Genomic DNA, 18,125 nt, shown 5'->3' on the forward strand with positions numbered 1-18,125 from the left:
TCAGCTGAGCATCGCGATACCGGATGCTTGCATGGCCTGCCGCATGATCGAGAACCGAGGGTCAACCCTTGCCGTAGCGCACATTGCGCCAAGGCCGCTCGAAAAGCAGGAATGAAACCATCGCCGTGAGCAGTATGCTCATCAGGAGCAGGCACAGCCCCACCCACCCCCACTCCCGCACACCGGCCGCCTTGGCAGCCTGCAGCACCGGCATGTGCCACAGGTAGGCACTGAAACTGACCACCCCCACCAGCCGCATCGGTGCGCTGGCGAAGAACCGCGCCAGCAAGCCACCGCCCCACGGCAGGGCCAGCAGCAGCAACGCCCAACCCAGGCCAAATGCGGTAAACCAGCGGTGGTTGAGTTCGGATTGGAATGTACCTCCAGTCAACTCCGCCCAGACTGACGGCGTGACCAGTACCAGCAGCGCCAGCAGGACCCAGGCCAGCCCCCGCCAGATGCGGCCGTTCGTGGCCAGGCCCAGCCATGAGCGGCGCACCCAGGCTGCAGCCACGCCGCACAGGAACAGCACCAGATACTGGCCCAGGAGGACGCTATTGGTAACCGCCTCTCGCGCCGGCCAGCACCAATTTGCCAGCAACACCAGCAACACCAGCAGTGCCAGCCCGAGCCAGCGCCCTCCGGCGAGCCCCCGCAGCAGTTGCAATGCCAGCACGATGAACGGCAGCCAGAGATAGAAGGTGAACTCCACCGGGATGGACCACAGCACGCTCTGCCCCTTCTGCAACGCCAGGTGGCTTTTGAGTGCAGCGGTGTCGATCTGGTAATGCCAGACGGAAACGCCAGCCCTGGTCAGGCACCAACTCAGCAGCAGGATCAGCAGGTACAGCGGCCAGATGCGCAATATCCGGCGCAGCGCGTAATTGAGCCAGTACCGGGGCGTGAGCAGGTCCGCCAAGGGGAGACCGAGCATGGCATTTGCCAGCAGGTAGGCACTGAGCACGAAGAACAGGTAGACGCCGCTCTTGCCGATGCCTGACAGATTGGGAAACGGCAGCCAACCCGCATTGGACAGGTGCGAGCCGATCACGATCAGCACCGCCAGGCCGCGCAGGCCATCAAGCAGCAGTACATGCCCGCCCCCGGCGCCTGGCGATGACAGGAACCATCGCTGCAGTGTCTTTCCCATGCCGTCTCCTCTCAACCGTTCTTCAGAATACTTACCCCGCCGTGCCGGGCAGCACACCTGGCCAGAGCAACACCGGGCGATATCCCATCGAAGTGTTGCCATGCTTCCATGCGGAGAAACAAAAGAAAGGCCCGCCGAAGCGGGCCTTTCCATGTTGCTTGCAACCGCTGATCAAACGATCAGTTGGTGCCCGGACGAACCATCACGTGGTTGCTGACCGAACCCTTGTCCGGGTTGACGATCTGGTACAGGCCCTGGATGTTGCCGGCGCCCGGGGCATCCTTCGCTTCGACGTTGACAACGATGGTGGCGCGCGGGTCAGCGCTGAACTTCTTCAGCACGTCCTTCACGTCGATCACGTTGGTGCCCGGAGCAACCTCACCCGTCAGCTTGGCAGCGTCGGTGGTGATGGTGTTGCCCGTTTCGCCCAGCACGGTGATGGTGTACTTCGGCGAATCCGAACCGGTGTTGGTCAGCACCAGACGGCTGAGCCAGCCGTTCGGAACCTGGGCCAGCGGAGCCTGCAGTTCCAGGCCGTTGCGGCGAATCGAGCCCACCAAGTTGGCGGTCAGCGCCTTGACGGTGTACTGCGTCGCATCGGCCGAAACCGGGGTGAAGGTCGCCTTGTAGTCACCAGCAACGATCGCGGTATCGCCGTCAACGGTGTACACCAGCTCGGCAGTGGCGCCGGTCGGGATACCCGCCCAAGCCAGCTTGGTGTCGCTGCCGGTGACCGCGGTAGCGGCCGTACCGCCCAGTGCCACGGCGTCCGCAGCCGACCAGTCACCATCAACAACCAGCTCGGAAGTCGCAGCGAACAGATCGGCATAGCCGATGTTCGTGCCGTCAGCCTTGAAGGTCACGGTCTGCGGGCCGGTGGCGCCGTCCGGATCGACCAGACCAATGTGCAGGTCGTCATTCAAGGTACCATCGGTGATGGTGGTGGCCGGCGTGGTGCCAGCGTCCGGCAGGAAGTCACCATACAGCACCGAGGGAGCCGCCGAGGCGACATCGGCGATGATGTTGTTGGCGGCATTGGTGAACGCGTAGCTGTCCTTGAAGGTCAGGAACACGGTGTCGTCATACGAACCCACCTGCAGACGGCCATCGGGGCCGCCGGCCTGGGCCTGCGAGGCCTGGTCGTACAGGCTGACCTCGATCGACACATCACCCTTGGTCGGGATGTTGATGTAGCCGACACCAGCGGCCGACAGGGTCAGCTGGAAGTTGTCAGCAGCAACGATGGGGCCGGTGGAGGTCACCGAGAAGGTGAGCACGTTGGTACCCAAGCCGTTGATCGCACCGACGTTACCGTTGGCCACCGTCGGGGCCGGCATGCCGGTCACGAACTTGGCACCGGTCAGCTCGACGCGGACATACTTGGTTTCGTTGATCGAGTAGTTGTAGCCGGAAGCCCAGGTGATGGACGGAGCGGCAGTCGGGACCAGACCGGTGGTCGGGAACACGATTTCGTTGGCGTAGTACTGCTTGGTGACGGTCAGCGGGGCTGCGGTGGCAGCGCCAGCGGCGGTCAGCAGAGCGCCGACGAGGGCGGCGGCGAGAACCTTCTTGTTCAACATGTTTGAAAAGCTCCTAAGCTTAGGTATTTGTTGTTTGCAATACAACAGCATCACTGGACACCACACGCCGCTCGCATGCACGTGCCGGCGCCGGCACTGATGCCATGAGTGCGCTCAGGAACCCCTGAATCACCCCCTTGGCACCGTATCTGCGCATGCATCTAACTGTGCGCAGGGGTTCTACCCCGAAATCACGGACGGTTGTGAAAGAGCTTGGAACTCCCGATCGCGCCTGGCGACTCTTCGCCGCATCCTCGGGTTATGGAACCGCTCGACGTATTCGAACACATCAGTCTTCGCTGCATCGAGTGTCAGGTACTTCGTGCGGTAGATCCGCTCGCGCTTGAGCACGCCGAAAAACCCTTCGCAGGCCGCGTTGTCGCCGCAGTGTCCCACCGCGCTCATCGAACAGACCAGGCCGTTTCTCGACAGATACCGCTGGTAGTCGCCGCTTCGGAATTGACTGCCGCGATCGGAATGCAGGATCACCGGCTCCGCGCCTTGCCGCTGCCATACCGCCATCTGCACCGCCCGGATCACCATGTGCCGGTCCTGCCTGTGGTGCATCGACCAACCCACCACGCGCTGGTCGAACAAATCCAGCACGATGCATAGATACAGCTTGCCTTGTCCTGTTTTGATCTCAGTGATGTCGGTGACCCATTTGGTCTCCGGCTCCAGTGCGGTGAAGTCCCGCTCCAGCAGGTTGCGCACGCCCGGAGGCGTGAGCGCCGGCCGTCCGCGCTGACCGCGCCGCTTCGGGCGCGGCCAGCCCTGCAAACCCTCGGCCGCCATCAGTCGCGCCACGCGGTTCAAGCTGGCCGACTCGCCCTGATCGACCAGGTCTTCGTGCATGCGACCGGCGCCGAGAGTGCCACGGCTGTCCTCGTGCATCTCGCGGATTCGCGCGGCCAGGCGCTGGTTGTCGCGCTGTCGGGCGCTGGGCAGTCGCTGGCTCCAGTCGTAGTAACCGCTGGCCGACACCTTCAGGCAGCGGCACATCAGTCGAACCGGAAACGCGTCGCGGCAACGTTCGATCACCTGATACCTCAGGATGATCCCTTGGCAAAGAACGTCGCCGCTTCTCGCAAAAAATCCCGTTCCTTCCTCACCCGGGCCAGCTCGCGCTTGAGGCGGGCCAGCTCTTCGTCCCGGGGCGTCCCGCTGCCGCCGAAAGCCACCACCCCCTGGCTCTGGGCTTCCCGCTTCCAGCGGGTCAACAGGGTGTCGCGGATCCCCAACTCCCGAGCCACTTGGGCACAGCTCACACCCGGCTGGCTGGCCTGCTCAATAGCACCGCGCTTGAACTCGGCGCTGAACTTCCTTCGCTTCGACATGAACACTCCTCAGGCCTCGATCGGCCTTCTCGTAAGTGTCCGTGAAAACGGGGGTGAACCCCAGTCCCCAGTGCCGCAGAACTATAGGATGGGGTTAAGCCACCGTCAATAGTCCTAAATGCGATGGACGTGGCGCTTCATCCATTCATTATTCATCGTGCGGGTTGCGCATCCGGCCCACTGGCCTGCGGTGCCGGGACGGGCGCCGGTTCCGGTTGCGGCAGAGCGCGCTGGCGTACGCCTTCCCCCCAATTCTCACCAGAGCCAAAGCGGGCACGGATGGCGTCGGTGATGGCGCGGGTCTGCGCCGCATCCTCCACCACGTAGGGAGTGATGAGCATCAGCAGTTCGGTACGGGTACCGGTGCGCTTGGCGCTCTGGAAGGCCTTGCCCAGGATCGGGATGTCGCCCAGCAGCGGCACCTTGGTCTTGCCATCGCTGCGGGTGCTGGAGATCAGGCCACCGAGCAGGGTGCTCTCGCCATCGGCCAGGCTCAGGCTGGTCTTGAGCTTGCGGCTGAACACGCTGGGCGAGGAAATCTCGCTGGTGTCGGTGGGGGTCGCCTCGCTGACTTCCTGACTGATCTTCAGGTCCACGCGCTGGCCGGAATGGACCACCGCCTCGATATCGAGCAACACACCGGTCTTGCGGTACTGCACGGACTGCAGGATGGAGCTGCCGTTGCCGCTGCTGGGCAGGTCGGCCGCGGTGGCCTGGCTGGTGATGATGGGCACTTCGGTACCCACGTCGATGCTGGCCGACTCACCGCTCTTGACCAGGATGCGCGGGGTGGAAAGGATGGAGACGCGGCTGTCCTTGGCGAACAGGTTGAGGATGGCCTTGACCTGCCCGGACGAGGACAGTCCCTGCCAGACCAGCCCGCCGCCACCGGTGCCGGCCAGCCCTTGCAGGGCCGTCAACGGGCCGGACATGCCGTCAACGGTGATGTTGCGCAGCGCCCATTCCACGCCGTGGCTGAATTCATCGGTCATGGTGACCTCGGCCACGGTGACCTCGATGACCACCTGCCGGGCCGGCTGGTCCAGCCGTGCCAGCACGCCCTGGATGGCACGCCAGCGCTGCGCCTCGCCCTGGAAGACGATGACATTGCGGATGGGATCGACCGCCACCCGCCCGCCCTCGCCGGAGATGGTGGTGGCGCTGTTGCCGGCATTGCGCGCGCCGCCGTTGGAGGATGAGGAAGAGGAGGACTGGCCGGGGCCGGCGCCGGTACCGGTGGTCACGGGGGAACCACCGGCGCTGCCGGAACCCGCGCCGAGCAGGGATTGGAGCACCGGCAGCAGGGTCTCCACGGTGGTGTGGCGCGCCGCATACAGGTACATGCCGCCGCCGGCGCTGTCCTCGCTGGGCTGGTCGAGGCGGTCGGCCCATTCCTGCGCCGCCTTGAGCGCGGTTTCCGACTCGCTGAACACCAGCAGCGCATTGGCCGAGGACACCGGCACGAACGTCACCACGCCGTTGCTGCCCGCCCCCCCCTTGACTGCAATGCCTTGCCCGGCCAGCACCTCGCGCAGTTCCTTGGCCAGCAGGTCCGCGGGCAGATAGAGCGGATTGATGCGCAGCGAACGCTTGCCGATCAGGCCGCCACTGTCCAGGGTCATGACCGCGCTCATGGCCGCGCGCACGGCGTCGCCGGGGCCGCTGATCAGCAGCGCGTTGGCATCGAGCATCTCGGTGAAGTTGACCTGATGGGTACCGAACAGGCTGCGCACCTGCCCGGCCACCGCGCCCGGCTGGGAAACTTCCAGCGGCATGGCGACGAATACGGTGCGCTGGCCTGCCGGCACATCCGGCAGCGAACGGGTGGCCAGCAATGCCGGCAGTTCACCGCTCCCACGCCCCTGGCTGACCGGCTGGAAGCGCAATACGCCCCCCAGTTCGCTGATCTTCACCCCATAGGCATTCAGGACTTCCTGGGCAATGGCATAGGCCTTGGCCGGGGTTTGGGGCTCGGTGAGGCTCAGGCTCAACAGCTCCGGGCGCGCGCTCAGCGATTTGTCGATCTGCACGCCGAAACCCAACTCCATGCCGAACACGACATTGATGAAGGATTCGATGGAGACGCCTTCCAGCACGATGGCCACGGTGCGCTTGCGCGGAATGACCTGCGGCACCGGGTCCGGAGCCTGGGCCATTGCAGCCGCGGCCGTGGCTTGCCGGGAAGGCGCCAGCACGGGCCCCTCTTCGACCAGGGGCCGCTTGCGGGCGACGGCCCCCTCGCCTTCAAGCACTTCATCGCCACCGACAACCGTCTTGGGCGGACGCAGTGGCTCGGGGAAGGTCACCGGCGCACTGGCGCAGCCAGCCAGCAGGCTGAGCAGGAAAACGCCAAGGGAAACGCGCAAGGTGGTACGCACATCACGCACCTGATCCCCATGCGACCGATTCATCATTCTGGTAACCACCGTTTTCAAAGCCTGCACAGGCTCCCGTCCCTTGGAACGGGGCGCACCCGGATACCTTTCAGGACAGGTCATTGCCCATCCTGGAAGTCGTTGAAGATTTCGCGTTGCTGCCGCTTGCCCTCGGCATCCAGCCAGACGATGCGGCGGCCGGATACCTGCACCACCTGGCCGCCATCAGGCAGCCGGTCACCGGCGCCAAGGCGAACCACGCCGCTGCCGTTGACCTGGAAGATGGCCTGGTAGTTCCGCCCGTCCCTGGATACCCCCACTGGCGTCGGTGGCGGTGGTGGTGGCGGCGCGGCCTCCACCGGGGCAGCAGGGGCGGCCCCCCAGGGAGCCCGCTCCTGCCACACGTTACCGGCGGCAAGCAGGTCATCCTCGCTGCCCCACCCTTCGCCCCAGGCCTGCTGCGGCTGGCGGACAGGCTGGACGGCAGCAGGCGAGGCACCCAACCAGTAATTGGCCAGCCCCCCGGCGAGCAAGGCAAGCAGGATGACGGCGGCGATACGCAGATGGGGTTTCATCGGGCAAGGTCCGCCGCATCGGGGTTGGGAGTGGGCTCTTGCTTGTCCGTCGCCGGATGCGACGGGGCATCCGCGGTTGGCGGCGCCTTGCGGTAATAACTGCGGAAGGTCACCACGACGCGTGGGGTGCTGCCCTCGGCGATTTCCATCCGCTCCACCTGGACCCAAGGCAAGGCTTCGGCCACGGCACGCATGAAAGCCTCATGGCCGTAGCCCGGCAGCTTGCCTTCCAGACGCGAGATCACCTGCCACATGTCCGGGTAGCCATCCACCTCAACCGTGTCTTCCACCTTCACCCGCGGCTCGGCCAGTGCCTGGTCCGCCGCCAAACGCGTGAGCCATGCCTGAGATTCCGCCTGGGCCATGCCCTTGCCCGCGACCTCGGGGATGCGGTCGGTAATCGCTTCGAGCATCTCCTGCGTCTTGCCGGCGCGTTCCGGCCACCATGTCTCCCCGTGCAACCCTTCCAGCCGAGCGAGCATTTCCATGTCGGCGGCATGGGCGGCAACGCGTGCGTGCACCAAGTCGGACAGCATGAACAGGACCTGCAGGCCCAGGATGGCCGCGATCACCATGACGCCATAGCGCAGCCTTGGGGTGGCCTGCCATTGGCTGCGCAATTGCTGCAGTCCACGAAGGTCAGCCATGCGCTTCCTCCCCGGCGGCGGTAGCCGTCGACAGTTCGAATACCAGTTGCATGCCGCCCCCGGTCATGGGGGTCACGGCGACATCGGACAAACGAGGATCACCCTCGAATGCCACGACGAAGGCACGTGGATCGGTTTCGCCACTGTGCACGGAAACCTGCAACTTGCCCGCCTCGCGCCGCCATGTCAGCAATGTGCTGCCTTCGGGCAGGCGGGCAATCACACCGGCCATCAACACGTAATCATCATTCGGCGTGCGAAGCGCTTGCAGCCGTTCCAGCTCGCCCTGTGCCTGCTCGGCCTGCTCGCGGGCAGCGAGCAGCGGCGCAACCTCCGTGCGCATGCGCTCGACCCGGGTGGACAGCTGGTCGGCAGCCAGTTGCCAACGCAGCAGGGACGACAGCTGCCACCCCAACCCGGCGGCAAACATGACGGCCAGCAGCAGCCATGCGGCCTTCTCATCGAACAGGCCGCCCAGTCGTTGCAACCAACTGGTTTCGCCCCACGGCTGATCGGACCAGGACAGGGACACCGTATCCGGGACATCCTGCAGGGCGGTCGGATCCAGGCCGGAGGAACGGACGAAGCGCAGCCAGGATTCACTCGTCGGGATGTGTTCCCACCATTGGCTGCCGGCAAGCATGCCCTTTTGCCAGAATTGCGCTTCGTAACCGTGTGCAAGCTTCAGCAGGCGCACGCCATCGGTGGCCGGCGGCGGCAACAACAAACTTTCCGGAATCCAGCGCTGACGCGCATCGGTCCCGATCTCGTCCGGTACGTCCCAGAACCAGAAATGGACGACGCCGCCGGTCCAGGCCATGAAGGCAAGCGCCGATGGCACGGGCCTATGCCGGACCGCCGCCAGCCGTGCAGCCTGCAGGCGCTTGCCTGCCGACAATGCCTGCAGATCCTCACGCCGATATTGGCAATTACCCCGGCCTACCACCCATTGCTGGCCCCCAAACGGGCCACCACGTGAAACCCTGCCTTGATCGTCATTGACCAGACGTCTTGTCGGCAAAAAGAGGGCTGCCAGTTTGTTCCACAGGTTCATTGGAGGTGGGGCGGGCGATGGGATAGGCGGCCAGGATCGACCAAGGGCCTTGCTGGTCCGCAAGGGGCGTCAATCTTACATGCATACGCCAAGCCACGCCCGTGCGCCGCCACAGGGTGATCCGCATCGTGTCGTCGGCCAGGTAGCGGTAATCCAGCGCATCGTCACCCGGCACCCGGATGGCCAACCGCGCCTGCAAATCGATGGTGGAGCTGAAGGGTCGAAGGCGGCGTTGCTCGACCAGCCGGCGACAGGTTTCCGGGCAACCCGGGATATGAAGGGGCAGCAACTCCAAGGGCATGGTGTTGGGGTTGATGCCTCCCAAGTAATAAGGAGTCGCATGCTCGATCATGGCCGCCAGCTTCTCCGGTGGCAGTCGATCCCAGCTCAGCACCCGGGCAAGTTCGCCCGGCACCAGCAGCCTGCGGTTGGGCGGCGGCAGGCGCCGATCCAATTCGTAATCACGGGCTTCGGCACCGTTGACCCGGCTCAGGTCATCGGGATCGACATAGTCCAGCAGGGTGTCACGCAGGCGCGGCCAGCTCTCCGGCTGTACTCCATATATATCGAGGAAGCGATCCAGTGCTTCCGGCTCGGGCCACACCACCGAAAACAGGCCGGCTTCGTCCTGCAAGGAAAACACGGAACTACCCAGCCCCTGGTAGGAGGTTCCATCCAACTGCAGCTCCCCACCCACAGGCTCACGGGAAAGGCCACCCAACTCATCCAGGCGGCGGACCGCCAATTCGTCCTCATTCAACGCCCGGGTAGGCTGGCCGGCCAACGTCTTTTCCCGGGTGGCCAGCAGGTACAGCAGGGTGTCCCGCGTTTCGTGAAGCGAGGCTTCGTCCTCGAACTGCCCACGCGCGACCTGAGCATCCTGCACCTGCTCGACGGCCCACAAGGTCATGAACGCCACGGCAATGGTTATACCGGCGAGTATCCACAAAGTGACGGCCAGGATGAATCCATTCTGGCGCGTGGTGGTGATGGGACGATCAGATGCCACTGCTGCCGACCTCATCCAGCTTCATATCTTCCGGGTCCATGCCGTCGGCCATGATCGGCACCAGCCAATCCAGCGAGCCACGTTCGGTATTGGCGGAAAAGCGGACCAACCTGGGCGGGTTCTTGTGATCCTTCCACTTCCACTCGTCCACCCAGGCGTCATTTTCATCCAGATAGGAAAAAGCCGCATTGCGCAAGGGGCCGGCAATGATCACCACATCCTTCACCTTGGTGTCGGCGTAATGCAGGCGCTCCCCGTCCAACCACCAGCGCACCCCGGAAAAGCCCTGTGCGGCCAGCGGTGAGGGTGTCGAATACTCCAGGATGTCGCGGGTTCCCAATGTTCCGTCACCCTGCTCGTCCAGATCGCGCTGCATGCCGGCCACGGACTCCCGGAACCAGACCTCCTGCAGCCCAGCCACTCGTTCCTCGCCTTCGAAACGCAACAGACGGCCGCGCAGGCTCATCGCCTGGCCCAGCGCCTGCATCAGGATGGTGACCAGCAGCGACACGATCACCAAGGTGACGATCGCCTCCAGCAGGGTAAAGCCCCGCTGGCGCGAACCGCCCGCTCCTTTCATGCACAAGGCATTCATAGCCGCGGCGGCTCCCTGACCTGCTTGTATCCGACCTTGCGCACCTGGAACGAGGCCGAAACCCCGTCGTTGTCGCGAACGTCCACGGTCACGTCATACAGGCCGACCTGGTACAGGCCGGCCTGCAGATAGCCGGTCATGGCGTCGCGCGGCGGCTCGATGGGCTCGGACTTCCATTCGAGCACCATTTCCCCCAGTTGCTTCTTGCCACTGGGAGTCAGCGCGGGATTGACGACTTCCATCCAGGCCAGTGCGTTGCGCATGGCGGTATCGCTCTTGCGCGCGTTCTCGGCCCTGAGCGCCATCTGTATGGACTGGTTCATCGCGGCGAACAGCGCCAGCCCCGCAGTGGCGACGATTGCCAAGGCGACGATGGCTTCCAGCAGGGAAAAGCCCCGGAGTGATCTAGGGCGCATCGGACACCCTGCAATCGGGCATGCCAAGTATCCAGCGCTCGCTGTCCGTCGGGGTGGTCACCTCCAGCATCGCCGGGCTGCAATAGCCATTGGCGGCCACATGCACGTCATCGATGGCTCGGGCGCTCCAGCCATCGGGGAATTTCAGGCCCGGCATGGCCAGCTCCTGGCCCTTGGCGATGCTCAGGGCAGCACCATCACGCCGGGCCAGCAAGGGCAGCCGCTCCAGTTGCCTGACGGCCGCTGCACGCTCGCCGCTGCGGGCGATGGCTTCGACCGTGTTCTGCAGACGCGGGGCGACCAGTGCCGTCATGAATGAAATCAATGCAAGGACGACCAGCAATTCCAGCAACGAAAAGCCCCTGCACGAGGCTCCCGCCGGGACATCACCGGTTCTGCGGCAGGAAGCCCACATCCGCATCGTTTCCTTCGCCCCCGGCCTTGCCATCGGCACCATAGGAATAAATGGCAAACGGCATCCCGTCGCTCCCGGGGATGGCATATTGGTAGGGGTTACCCCAAGGGTCCGTCGGCACCCTCTCATCCAGGTACGGCCCGCGCCAACGCGCCCGCGCCCGGTCATCCGCCGGCGCAGTGTAGAGCACCGCCAACCCTTCCTCGGTAGTCGGCAGGCGCCCTACTTCCAGACGGAAGGTTTCGATGGCACCCCGCAAAAGCCGTGTCTGGGTATCGGCCACCTGCACCTTGGAACTGTCCACGCGGCTGAACAGGCGCGGCCCAACCAGACTGGCAATCAGGCCGATGATGACCAGCACCACCAGCATTTCCAGCAGGGTAAAACCACGCATGCGTCGATATTCGCGCACTTTCATCTTTTTCTCCGGATTTCTAAAGGGGAACATCATTCACGCTCGTGATCGCAAGGATGATCGCGGTCATGATCACGCCGACCACGACACCGATGAGGATGATCGCCAGCGGCTCGATAAGTTGCAGGGCGCGCTTCATCCGGTCGCGTCCGGTTGCCTCGTACAATCCGGCCAAAGCCGACAACAGCTTGGGTAACTCGCCGCTGGCCTCGCCCACCGCGACCAGATCATAGCCAGTCGGATTCAGCGCACGGTGCTCGCGCAAGGCGGCAGACAAGGTCATGCCGCCCTTGACCCCCTTGACCACTGCGGAAAGGCGATTGCGCAGGAAACCAAAGCGCACGGCAGCAGCAGACAACCCAAGTGCACGCACCAGCTCGACCTTGCCTTCCAGCAATGCCGCCAACGTGCTGGCCCAACGTCCCACTTCCGCTTCCAGCACCCACTCGCCAATGACGGGCATTTTAATGAGTGCTTCGGCCAACTTTTCCCGGAACCCAGGAAGAACATACAAGGCACGGGCCAAAGCCCCCACGGCAACCACTGCGGCAACGACCCACCAGGCATGGGAACTGAGCCATACACCCGTACTGATGACCCAGCGGGAAAGCGCAGGCATGCTCTCCCCATGCTGAGTCAGCAAGCCACCAAATCGAGGCACGACCCACATGAAGATGATGCCAACGGCCGCCACCCCTGAAAGCACGAGCACTGCCGGGTAGATCATCGCCCCGGTCATTTCCTGGCGGACACGCTGGTCGTATTCGAACTGGCGGACACCACCGCGCATTGATTCGGCCATACGCCCCGTCGCCTCACCGGCCTGCATCAGCTGATGCATGTATTCCGGCACGGGAAGCTTGGACTCGCGCAGGGCGACACTGAAGCTTTCACCCCGCCGCACGGCTTTCTCCATCGACGCAAACGCGCTGGTCAGGGAAGGGTGATGGCTGGATTTGGCAAGCGATGAAAGGCAAGTGACGAGCCCAACCCCCGCCTCCAGCAACGCAGTGAACTCTTGCAGCACCAATTGCAGTTCGCGTGTCGAGGCATTCTTGCGACGGCTGGACAGGGAGCGGCCACTGCGTAATTGCTTCAGCGAATATGGAGTCAACCCCATGACTGCCAGACGCCGCGCCGCATCTGCTTCGGAAGATGCATCCACGGCGCCGGTCAGCTTGCTGCCCCCCCGGTCCAATGCCTCATAGCGATACTGCAGCATGTCACTCATCCGCGGCCAATCCCCCGGTGACACGCACGACTTCTTCGACGGTAGTCAGACCGGCACGCGCCTTGAGCAGGCCATCGTCACGCAAAGTTCTGCCGCCTTGGGCGTTGACCAGACTGCGCATCTTTTCGGCGGTCGCGCCCGCAATGACCAGCTCCTGCAACTCGGGGGTCACATCGACCAGTTCATAGATACCCAGGCGCCCGCGATACCCCGTGCCCTGACAGCGCGGACAGCCGACCGCTTCTTTCCAGCACGCATTGTCGCCTTCATCAACAAGGGGACCGACCATCCGCTCGAACACCGGCAACACCACCGCCGGCCGGCAGCAATGCGGGCACAGGCGGCGTACCAAGCGCTGTGCCTGCACGGCGCGCACACTGGTCGCCACGAGGAAAGGCTCCACGCCCATATCGACCAGCCGGGTGAACGCACTCACCGCATCGTTGGTGTGCAGGGTGGAAAGCACAAGGTGGCCGGTAAGCGATGACTGGACCGCGATTTCCGCTGTTTCCAGATCGCGTATTTCACCGATCATGATGACGTCAGGGTCTTGGCGGAGGATGGCTCGAAGTGCGCGCGCGAATGTGTAGCCGATATCCGAATTGGCCTGGATCTGGGTGACGCCATCCACCTCGTATTCCACCGGATCTTCAACGGTGATGATCTTGCGATCCCGCTGGTTCATTTCCTCCAGCGTCGCGTAAAGCGTGGTTGATTTACCCGACCCCGTCGGGCCGGTCACCAGGACAACGCCATGAGGCTCTGCCGCCCACGTGCGGAACAGGGCCAGGTCACGCGGGGAAAAGCCAAGCCTTTCGAGGCTCAGGTCATCCCTTTCCTTGGGCAACAGGCGCAGCACGATCGACTCGCCGTGGACCGCCGGAACGGCCGAAGCGCGGACGTCCACTTCCTGCCCACTCACACGGACGCTCAAGCGGCCATCCTGCGGCAGGCGGCGTTCGGCGATGTCCATTCCCGAGATCAGCTTCACGCGGGAAGCGACCGCCGGGTAACGGCTTGCCGGCAGCACCATGCGCGTATGAAGTATGCCGTCCGTGCGCATGCGCACATTGAATACGGATTCCTCCGGTTCGATGTGGATATCGGAGGCTCGCTGATCCATCGCCTGGGCAAGGATGTTGTTGACCAGCTCTATGACCGGCGCTTCCTCCGCAAGTTCGCGGAGATGGCTCACATCATCATCCAGATCCATGTCCCCGCGGGAGCGGGAATTCCCGACCATGTCGATCAGTCTTTCCGTTTCCTGGGATTTGGCCAGTCGCCAGGACCATTCCGATCCGAACACCTTGTCCAAAGCTTCATTCACCGATGGATCAAGCGGATCGCGCGCCACTGCAAGAACCTTTCCCTCCGTGGCCTCCCAGGCAACGATGCCATTGTCCAGCCACCATTCCAGGTTGTAACCGGCATTGCCCAATATCGACCGTACCCCTTCGCCATCTGTCGGCCATTCATCACCGGCGAGCATCGGAATGCCCAGTTGATCCGACAACACCGGCACCAGGCTGTCTTCCGACAGTGCCCCCAGCCTCACGAGGACGCTGCCGATCCGGCCTCCGAACTGTGCCTGGAACGCGAGCGCCTTCTGCACGTCTCCCGTGCTGACCAGTTGACGTTCAACCAGCAGTTCGCCCAGCAGCCGATGTTGCGCTGCCGGTGTATAGCCCGCCTGCATGCTGTTTTGCATCTCTTCCCCAGTTGTTCGAAAGTCCGGACCTACCGATCCACCGCTCGGGATTTCACTGCACCCGCCGCCGCAGGTAATTCAGCAGGTCGATACGGGTGATCAGGCCGAGGAAGTAGCCGTCGCCCATGATGATGGCAACCTGGCCGCGGTCGAACACCGGCAGCAGCGCCTCGATCGGCGACTTCACGTCGAGCCGGTCGAGCTTGCTGACCATCGCCACCGACACCGGGTCGCGGAAGCGGGCCTCGTCGCCGTAGACATGCAGCAGCACGTCGCTCTCGTCGATGATGCCGACCAGCTGCTCGCCCTCCATCACCGGCAGCTGCGAGACGTCGTACAGCTTCATGCGCTGGTAGGCGGTGGTCAGCAGGTCGTTGGGGCCGACCACCACGGTGTCGCGCTGGCTGTACGGGCGCAGGATCAGGTCGCGCAGGTCGCCATGCTGCGGGCGCTCGATGAAGCCGTTGTCCAGCATCCAGTAGTCGTTGTACATCTTCGACAGGTACTTGTTGCCGGTGTCCGGCACCAGCACCAGCACCTTCTTCGGCGCGGCCTGCTCGCGGCAGTACTTCAGCGCCGCGGCCAGCAGGGTGCCGGTGGAGGAACCGCCGAGGATGCCTTCCTTTGCCAGCAGTTCGCGCGCGGTGTGGAAGCTTTCCGCATCGCTGATGGCGTAGGCCTTCTTGACCCGGCTGAAATCGGAGATCGACGGCAGGAAATCCTCGCCGATGCCCTCCACCAGCCAGCTGCCGGACTTGTCGTTCAGCGTGCCGTCGTTGATGTACTCGGCCAGGATCGACCCTACCGGGTCGGCCAGCACCAGTTCGGTAGCCGGCGACAGCTTGGCGAAGGCGCGCGACAGGCCGGTCATGGTGCCGGAGCTGCCGCAACCGAACACGATGGCGTCCAGTTCGCCCTCCATCTGTTCGAGTATTTCCGGGCCGGTGCCGAACTCGTGCGCGGCCGGGTTGTCGGGATTGCCGAACTGGTTGATGAAGTAGGCGCCGGGGGTCTGCTCGGCGATGGTCCTGGCGAGATCCTGGTAGTACTCGGGGTGGCCCTTGGCCACGTCCGAGCGGGTCAGCACCACTTCGGCCCCCATCGCCTTGAGGTTGAAGATCTTTTCCCGGCTCATCTTGTCCGGCACGACGAGGATCAGCTTGTAGCCCTTCTGCTGCGCCACCAGCGCCAGGCCCAGGCCGGTGTTGCCGGCGGTACCTTCGACCAGCGTCGCGCCGGGCTTGAGGTCACCGCGCTTTTCCGCCGCCTCGATCATCGACAGGCCGATGCGGTCCTTGATCGAACCGCCCGGGTTGGCGCTCTCCAGCTTCAGGAACAGCTCGCAGACACCGGTGTCCAGGCGCTGCGCCTTGACGATCGGCGTGCGCCCGATGAGTTCGAGTACGGAGGAATGGATGGCCATCGAATGTGTCTGGGAATCGCGCCGCACTGCGGCTGGAGCCCGATTATCCGATGGATGTGCCTGAAAGTCAGGCAAGGTCGCGGCCCGTGCCGCGGCCGGCAGGTGACGCGGGCGGCGGCGGCCGACGAGGAGGCCGCCACCGCCCGCGACGGAAAGGTGCTGCGTGGGGAAGGTTCAGTTGGGTCGGCTTTCGTACATGCGCAACAGCCGCTGCTTGGCCAGCAGCTTCTCGCGCTTCATCAACCCCAGCGTGAGGTTGTCGATGGGAAGTACGCCCAGCTCCGCATCCATGCATTTCTTGTTCAGCTTCTTGTGCTGCTGGTAGAGCTGCTTGAACTCGGGGTTGGTCTTCATCAGCGCATCGATTTCATTCTGCGGCTGCTCTTCGAACATGGTGACCTCCTTCATGCGGAAACAAGAACGCCCCGGCCTTGCGGCACGGGGCGTTGCTGGATCGGAGAAACCTGGCCGCGCATGGCCGAACCCCCGCCCTGCTTCCGGGCCATGCCCCGGAAGTTGCCTGGTACTGGTTCGCGCCATTGTTGCACCGGCCCGGTCCTCCTGCTGTCCGGGCGACGACGTTGCCGCCCGGACGATTGACCCTACGCCTGAAAAAAGGTTCCGGCAAGGGGCGAAAACCGGTATCGGCGCGGTTCATGACCGGCCGCGCATTCAGGCTTCGGGAAGGCCCTCAAGACACCGGCAAACTTGATGCAGGCGCCGGGCTTCCCGGCACGAGGCCTCGCCGGGAACGCTCCGTGCGGGGCAAGCCCCGCACCTACGGATACGGGGCCTGCCGCCATGTACGGCAGGCCCCGCGATCACGCGCGCCACCGGGTCACGGGGCGATGATGACCTCGGCCGAGCGGGCGCGGGTGGCGGCGGCCTTCTTGCCGCTCACCTGCAACCGGTTGGCAGCGACCCCGGCGGCCACCAGCGCATCCTTCAGCGCCTGCGCGCGGCGCTGGCCGACGCCGTTGGCGCTGTCGTAGCCCTCGATGGTCACCCGCCCCTTCTTGCCGATGTTCAGGTATTCGGCCAGTGCCTTGAGCTGGTCCTGCGCGCCGGCGGACAGGCTGGCCTGCCCCGCGGCGAAGGCGTCGCCGGGCAGGGTGAACACCTCGCCACGGCGGCCGAAGGTGGAGTTCGGCAACTTCTGCCCGGACACCAGTTCGGCTTCCTCGCGCGCCAGCTTGGCCGCGTTCTGCTGGGCCGCGCTGACCCGCGCGGCCTGCTTGCCGGCCACGCTGCTCAATGCGATTTCCGCGTCCTGCCGGGCCAGGATCTCGGCCTCGGCGGCCTGGCGCAGACGCTCGCTTTCCTCGGCCTGGATCTGCGCCTGCACGCGCAGTTTCTCGGCCTCGCGGCGGGCGCGGTCGGCGTCGCGGCGGCTGGCCTCGATCAGCAGTTCGCTGCGGGTTCGCTCCAGTCGTTCGACCTCACGCTGGGCGACCTCGGTGCGGGCGCTGGTTTCGGCGATCTCCACCCGGCGTTCGGCCAGGTAGCGCGCCTGTTCCAGGTTCTTGCGCCTGGCCTTGGCCAGCTCCGCCACCGCCTGCCGTGCCTGCAGGCGCTCGTAGGCGGCGACGTCGGCGGTGTCCAGATTCGCCTGCAGGGCGATCAGGCGCTGGTTCAGCGCGGCCACCGCCGGGTCTTCGGCCGCAGTGGCCAGCAGCGGCAGGGCCAGCAGGCCGGCGGCGAGCAGGTTCCTGATGTTCATCGGCGCGCCTCCCCGGTTGCCAATTGCCTTTGCAGGCGTTCCACCTCGGCCTTGCGCTGGGCCAGCGTGGCCTGCGCCACCGCTTCCTCGCTGCGGGCGCGGGCGAGGTCGGCGTCGACCGCGGCACGCTGGGCCAGCAGCGGGGCCTGCTTGCGCTGCCGGCGGTCGCCGGCGGCGCGCTGGGCCTGTTCCAGCTGCTGGCGGGCCAGCGCCATCGTGTCCGGCGCGTACTGGTCGGCATCGGCGCGGTCGGCGCGTTCCACCGCCTGCTGCGCGGCCAGCAGGTCGGCCGCGGCCGGGTCCTGCGCCCACGCGCTGGCACAGAGCGCGGATGCGCAGGCGGTCACATACAGGAGACGTCGTAATTGTGCGAAGCTAGGTTTCATTGGGGAGCCGTCGCGGAATGAATGAGCGCGGCCATTGTCGTCAAGGCCACCACGTGCATCAACGGCACCGGGCCGTCTGCGGGGAAACT

The 18,125-nt window shown here is 64.7% G+C and carries 18 protein-coding genes; all 18 read right to left on the bottom strand.

Going from position 1 to position 18,125, the window contains the following annotated elements:
* Positions 1–61: 61 nt before the first annotated feature.
* The gene (locus MIC98_RS16395) at positions 62–1,150 is read right to left on the bottom strand and encodes an acyltransferase family protein (protein WP_239737893.1); all 1,089 of its coding nucleotides are present in this window, start codon (positions 1,148–1,150) and stop codon (positions 62–64) included.
* 179 nt (positions 1,151–1,329) lie between these two features.
* Positions 1,330–2,730, bottom strand: coding sequence for a hypothetical protein (locus MIC98_RS16400; RefSeq protein WP_239737894.1), 1,401 nt, complete (start codon positions 2,728–2,730; stop codon positions 1,330–1,332).
* A gap of 180 nt (positions 2,731–2,910) precedes the next feature.
* Positions 2,911–4,067 (bottom strand): IS3 family transposase gene (locus MIC98_RS16405; protein ID WP_239734866.1). Its coding sequence is split into 2 segments (ribosomal slippage): positions 2,911–3,827 and positions 3,827–4,067, totalling 1,158 coding nucleotides; the frame shifts between segments, so codons are not numbered across the junction.
* Between the two features lie 152 nt (positions 4,068–4,219).
* Positions 4,220–6,445 (bottom strand): secretin N-terminal domain-containing protein, encoded by a 2,226-nt coding sequence (locus MIC98_RS17120; RefSeq protein ID WP_239737895.1) that lies wholly within the window; start codon positions 6,443–6,445, stop codon positions 4,220–4,222.
* A 116-nt stretch (positions 6,446–6,561) separates the two neighbouring features.
* Positions 6,562–7,017 carry a hypothetical protein gene (locus MIC98_RS16415; protein WP_239737896.1) on the bottom strand — a complete coding sequence of 152 codons (456 nt, stop codon included), beginning with the start codon at positions 7,015–7,017 and terminating at the stop codon, positions 6,562–6,564.
* The gene (locus MIC98_RS16420; protein ID WP_239737897.1) at positions 7,014–7,664 is read right to left on the bottom strand and encodes a hypothetical protein; all 651 of its coding nucleotides are present in this window, start codon (positions 7,662–7,664) and stop codon (positions 7,014–7,016) included. Before MIC98_RS16420 ends, MIC98_RS16415 begins: the two co-directional genes overlap by 4 nt.
* Positions 7,657–8,718: a hypothetical protein gene (locus tag MIC98_RS16425; protein WP_239737898.1), complete on the bottom strand. Its 1,062-nt coding sequence runs from the start codon at positions 8,716–8,718 to the stop codon at positions 7,657–7,659. The genes MIC98_RS16420 and MIC98_RS16425 overlap by 8 nt, the downstream gene beginning before the upstream one ends.
* Positions 8,660–9,727, bottom strand: coding sequence for a type II secretion system protein GspK (locus MIC98_RS16430; protein WP_239737899.1), 1,068 nt, complete (start codon positions 9,725–9,727; stop codon positions 8,660–8,662). The genes MIC98_RS16425 and MIC98_RS16430 overlap by 59 nt, the downstream gene beginning before the upstream one ends.
* Positions 9,717–10,307 carry a type II secretion system protein gene (locus MIC98_RS16435; protein WP_239737900.1) on the bottom strand — a complete coding sequence of 197 codons (591 nt, stop codon included), beginning with the start codon at positions 10,305–10,307 and terminating at the stop codon, positions 9,717–9,719. The genes MIC98_RS16430 and MIC98_RS16435 overlap by 11 nt, the downstream gene beginning before the upstream one ends.
* A gap of 11 nt (positions 10,308–10,318) precedes the next feature.
* Entirely contained in the window at positions 10,319–10,738 is a 420-nt protein-coding gene (locus MIC98_RS16440; RefSeq protein WP_239737901.1) for a prepilin-type N-terminal cleavage/methylation domain-containing protein, read from the bottom strand.
* Positions 10,728–11,240: a prepilin-type N-terminal cleavage/methylation domain-containing protein gene (locus MIC98_RS16445; RefSeq protein WP_345772167.1), complete on the bottom strand. Its 513-nt coding sequence runs from the start codon at positions 11,238–11,240 to the stop codon at positions 10,728–10,730. Before MIC98_RS16445 ends, MIC98_RS16440 begins: the two co-directional genes overlap by 11 nt.
* Positions 11,125–11,571, bottom strand: coding sequence for a type II secretion system major pseudopilin GspG (gene gspG / locus MIC98_RS16450; protein WP_239737903.1), 447 nt, complete (start codon positions 11,569–11,571; stop codon positions 11,125–11,127). Before gspG ends, MIC98_RS16445 begins: the two co-directional genes overlap by 116 nt.
* 16 nt (positions 11,572–11,587) lie before the next feature.
* Positions 11,588–12,799: a type II secretion system F family protein gene (locus MIC98_RS16455; protein ID WP_239737904.1), complete on the bottom strand. Its 1,212-nt coding sequence runs from the start codon at positions 12,797–12,799 to the stop codon at positions 11,588–11,590.
* The gene (locus MIC98_RS16460; protein WP_239737905.1) at positions 12,792–14,507 is read right to left on the bottom strand and encodes a type II/IV secretion system protein; all 1,716 of its coding nucleotides are present in this window, start codon (positions 14,505–14,507) and stop codon (positions 12,792–12,794) included. The genes MIC98_RS16455 and MIC98_RS16460 overlap by 8 nt, the downstream gene beginning before the upstream one ends.
* A gap of 52 nt (positions 14,508–14,559) precedes the next feature.
* On the bottom strand, positions 14,560–15,930 hold the full coding sequence (locus tag MIC98_RS16465) for a pyridoxal-phosphate dependent enzyme (protein WP_239737906.1): 1,371 nt from the start codon (positions 15,928–15,930) through the stop codon (positions 14,560–14,562).
* 174 nt (positions 15,931–16,104) lie between these two features.
* Complete coding sequence (locus MIC98_RS16470; protein WP_239737907.1) at positions 16,105–16,323, bottom strand: YdcH family protein; 219 nt, start codon at positions 16,321–16,323, stop codon at positions 16,105–16,107.
* A gap of 445 nt (positions 16,324–16,768) precedes the next feature.
* Positions 16,769–17,650, bottom strand: coding sequence for an OmpA family protein (locus tag MIC98_RS16475; RefSeq protein ID WP_239737908.1), 882 nt, complete (start codon positions 17,648–17,650; stop codon positions 16,769–16,771).
* Positions 17,647–18,036, bottom strand: a complete 390-nt coding sequence (locus MIC98_RS16480) for a DUF4398 domain-containing protein (RefSeq protein WP_057641281.1) — start codon at positions 18,034–18,036, stop codon at positions 17,647–17,649. Before MIC98_RS16480 ends, MIC98_RS16475 begins: the two co-directional genes overlap by 4 nt.
* Between the last annotated feature and the right edge of the window lie 89 nt (positions 18,037–18,125).

The sequence above is a fragment of the Stenotrophomonas sp. NLF4-10 genome, assembly GCF_022359915.1.
In the GTDB taxonomy this organism is placed as follows: domain Bacteria; phylum Pseudomonadota; class Gammaproteobacteria; order Xanthomonadales; family Xanthomonadaceae; genus Stenotrophomonas; species Stenotrophomonas daejeonensis.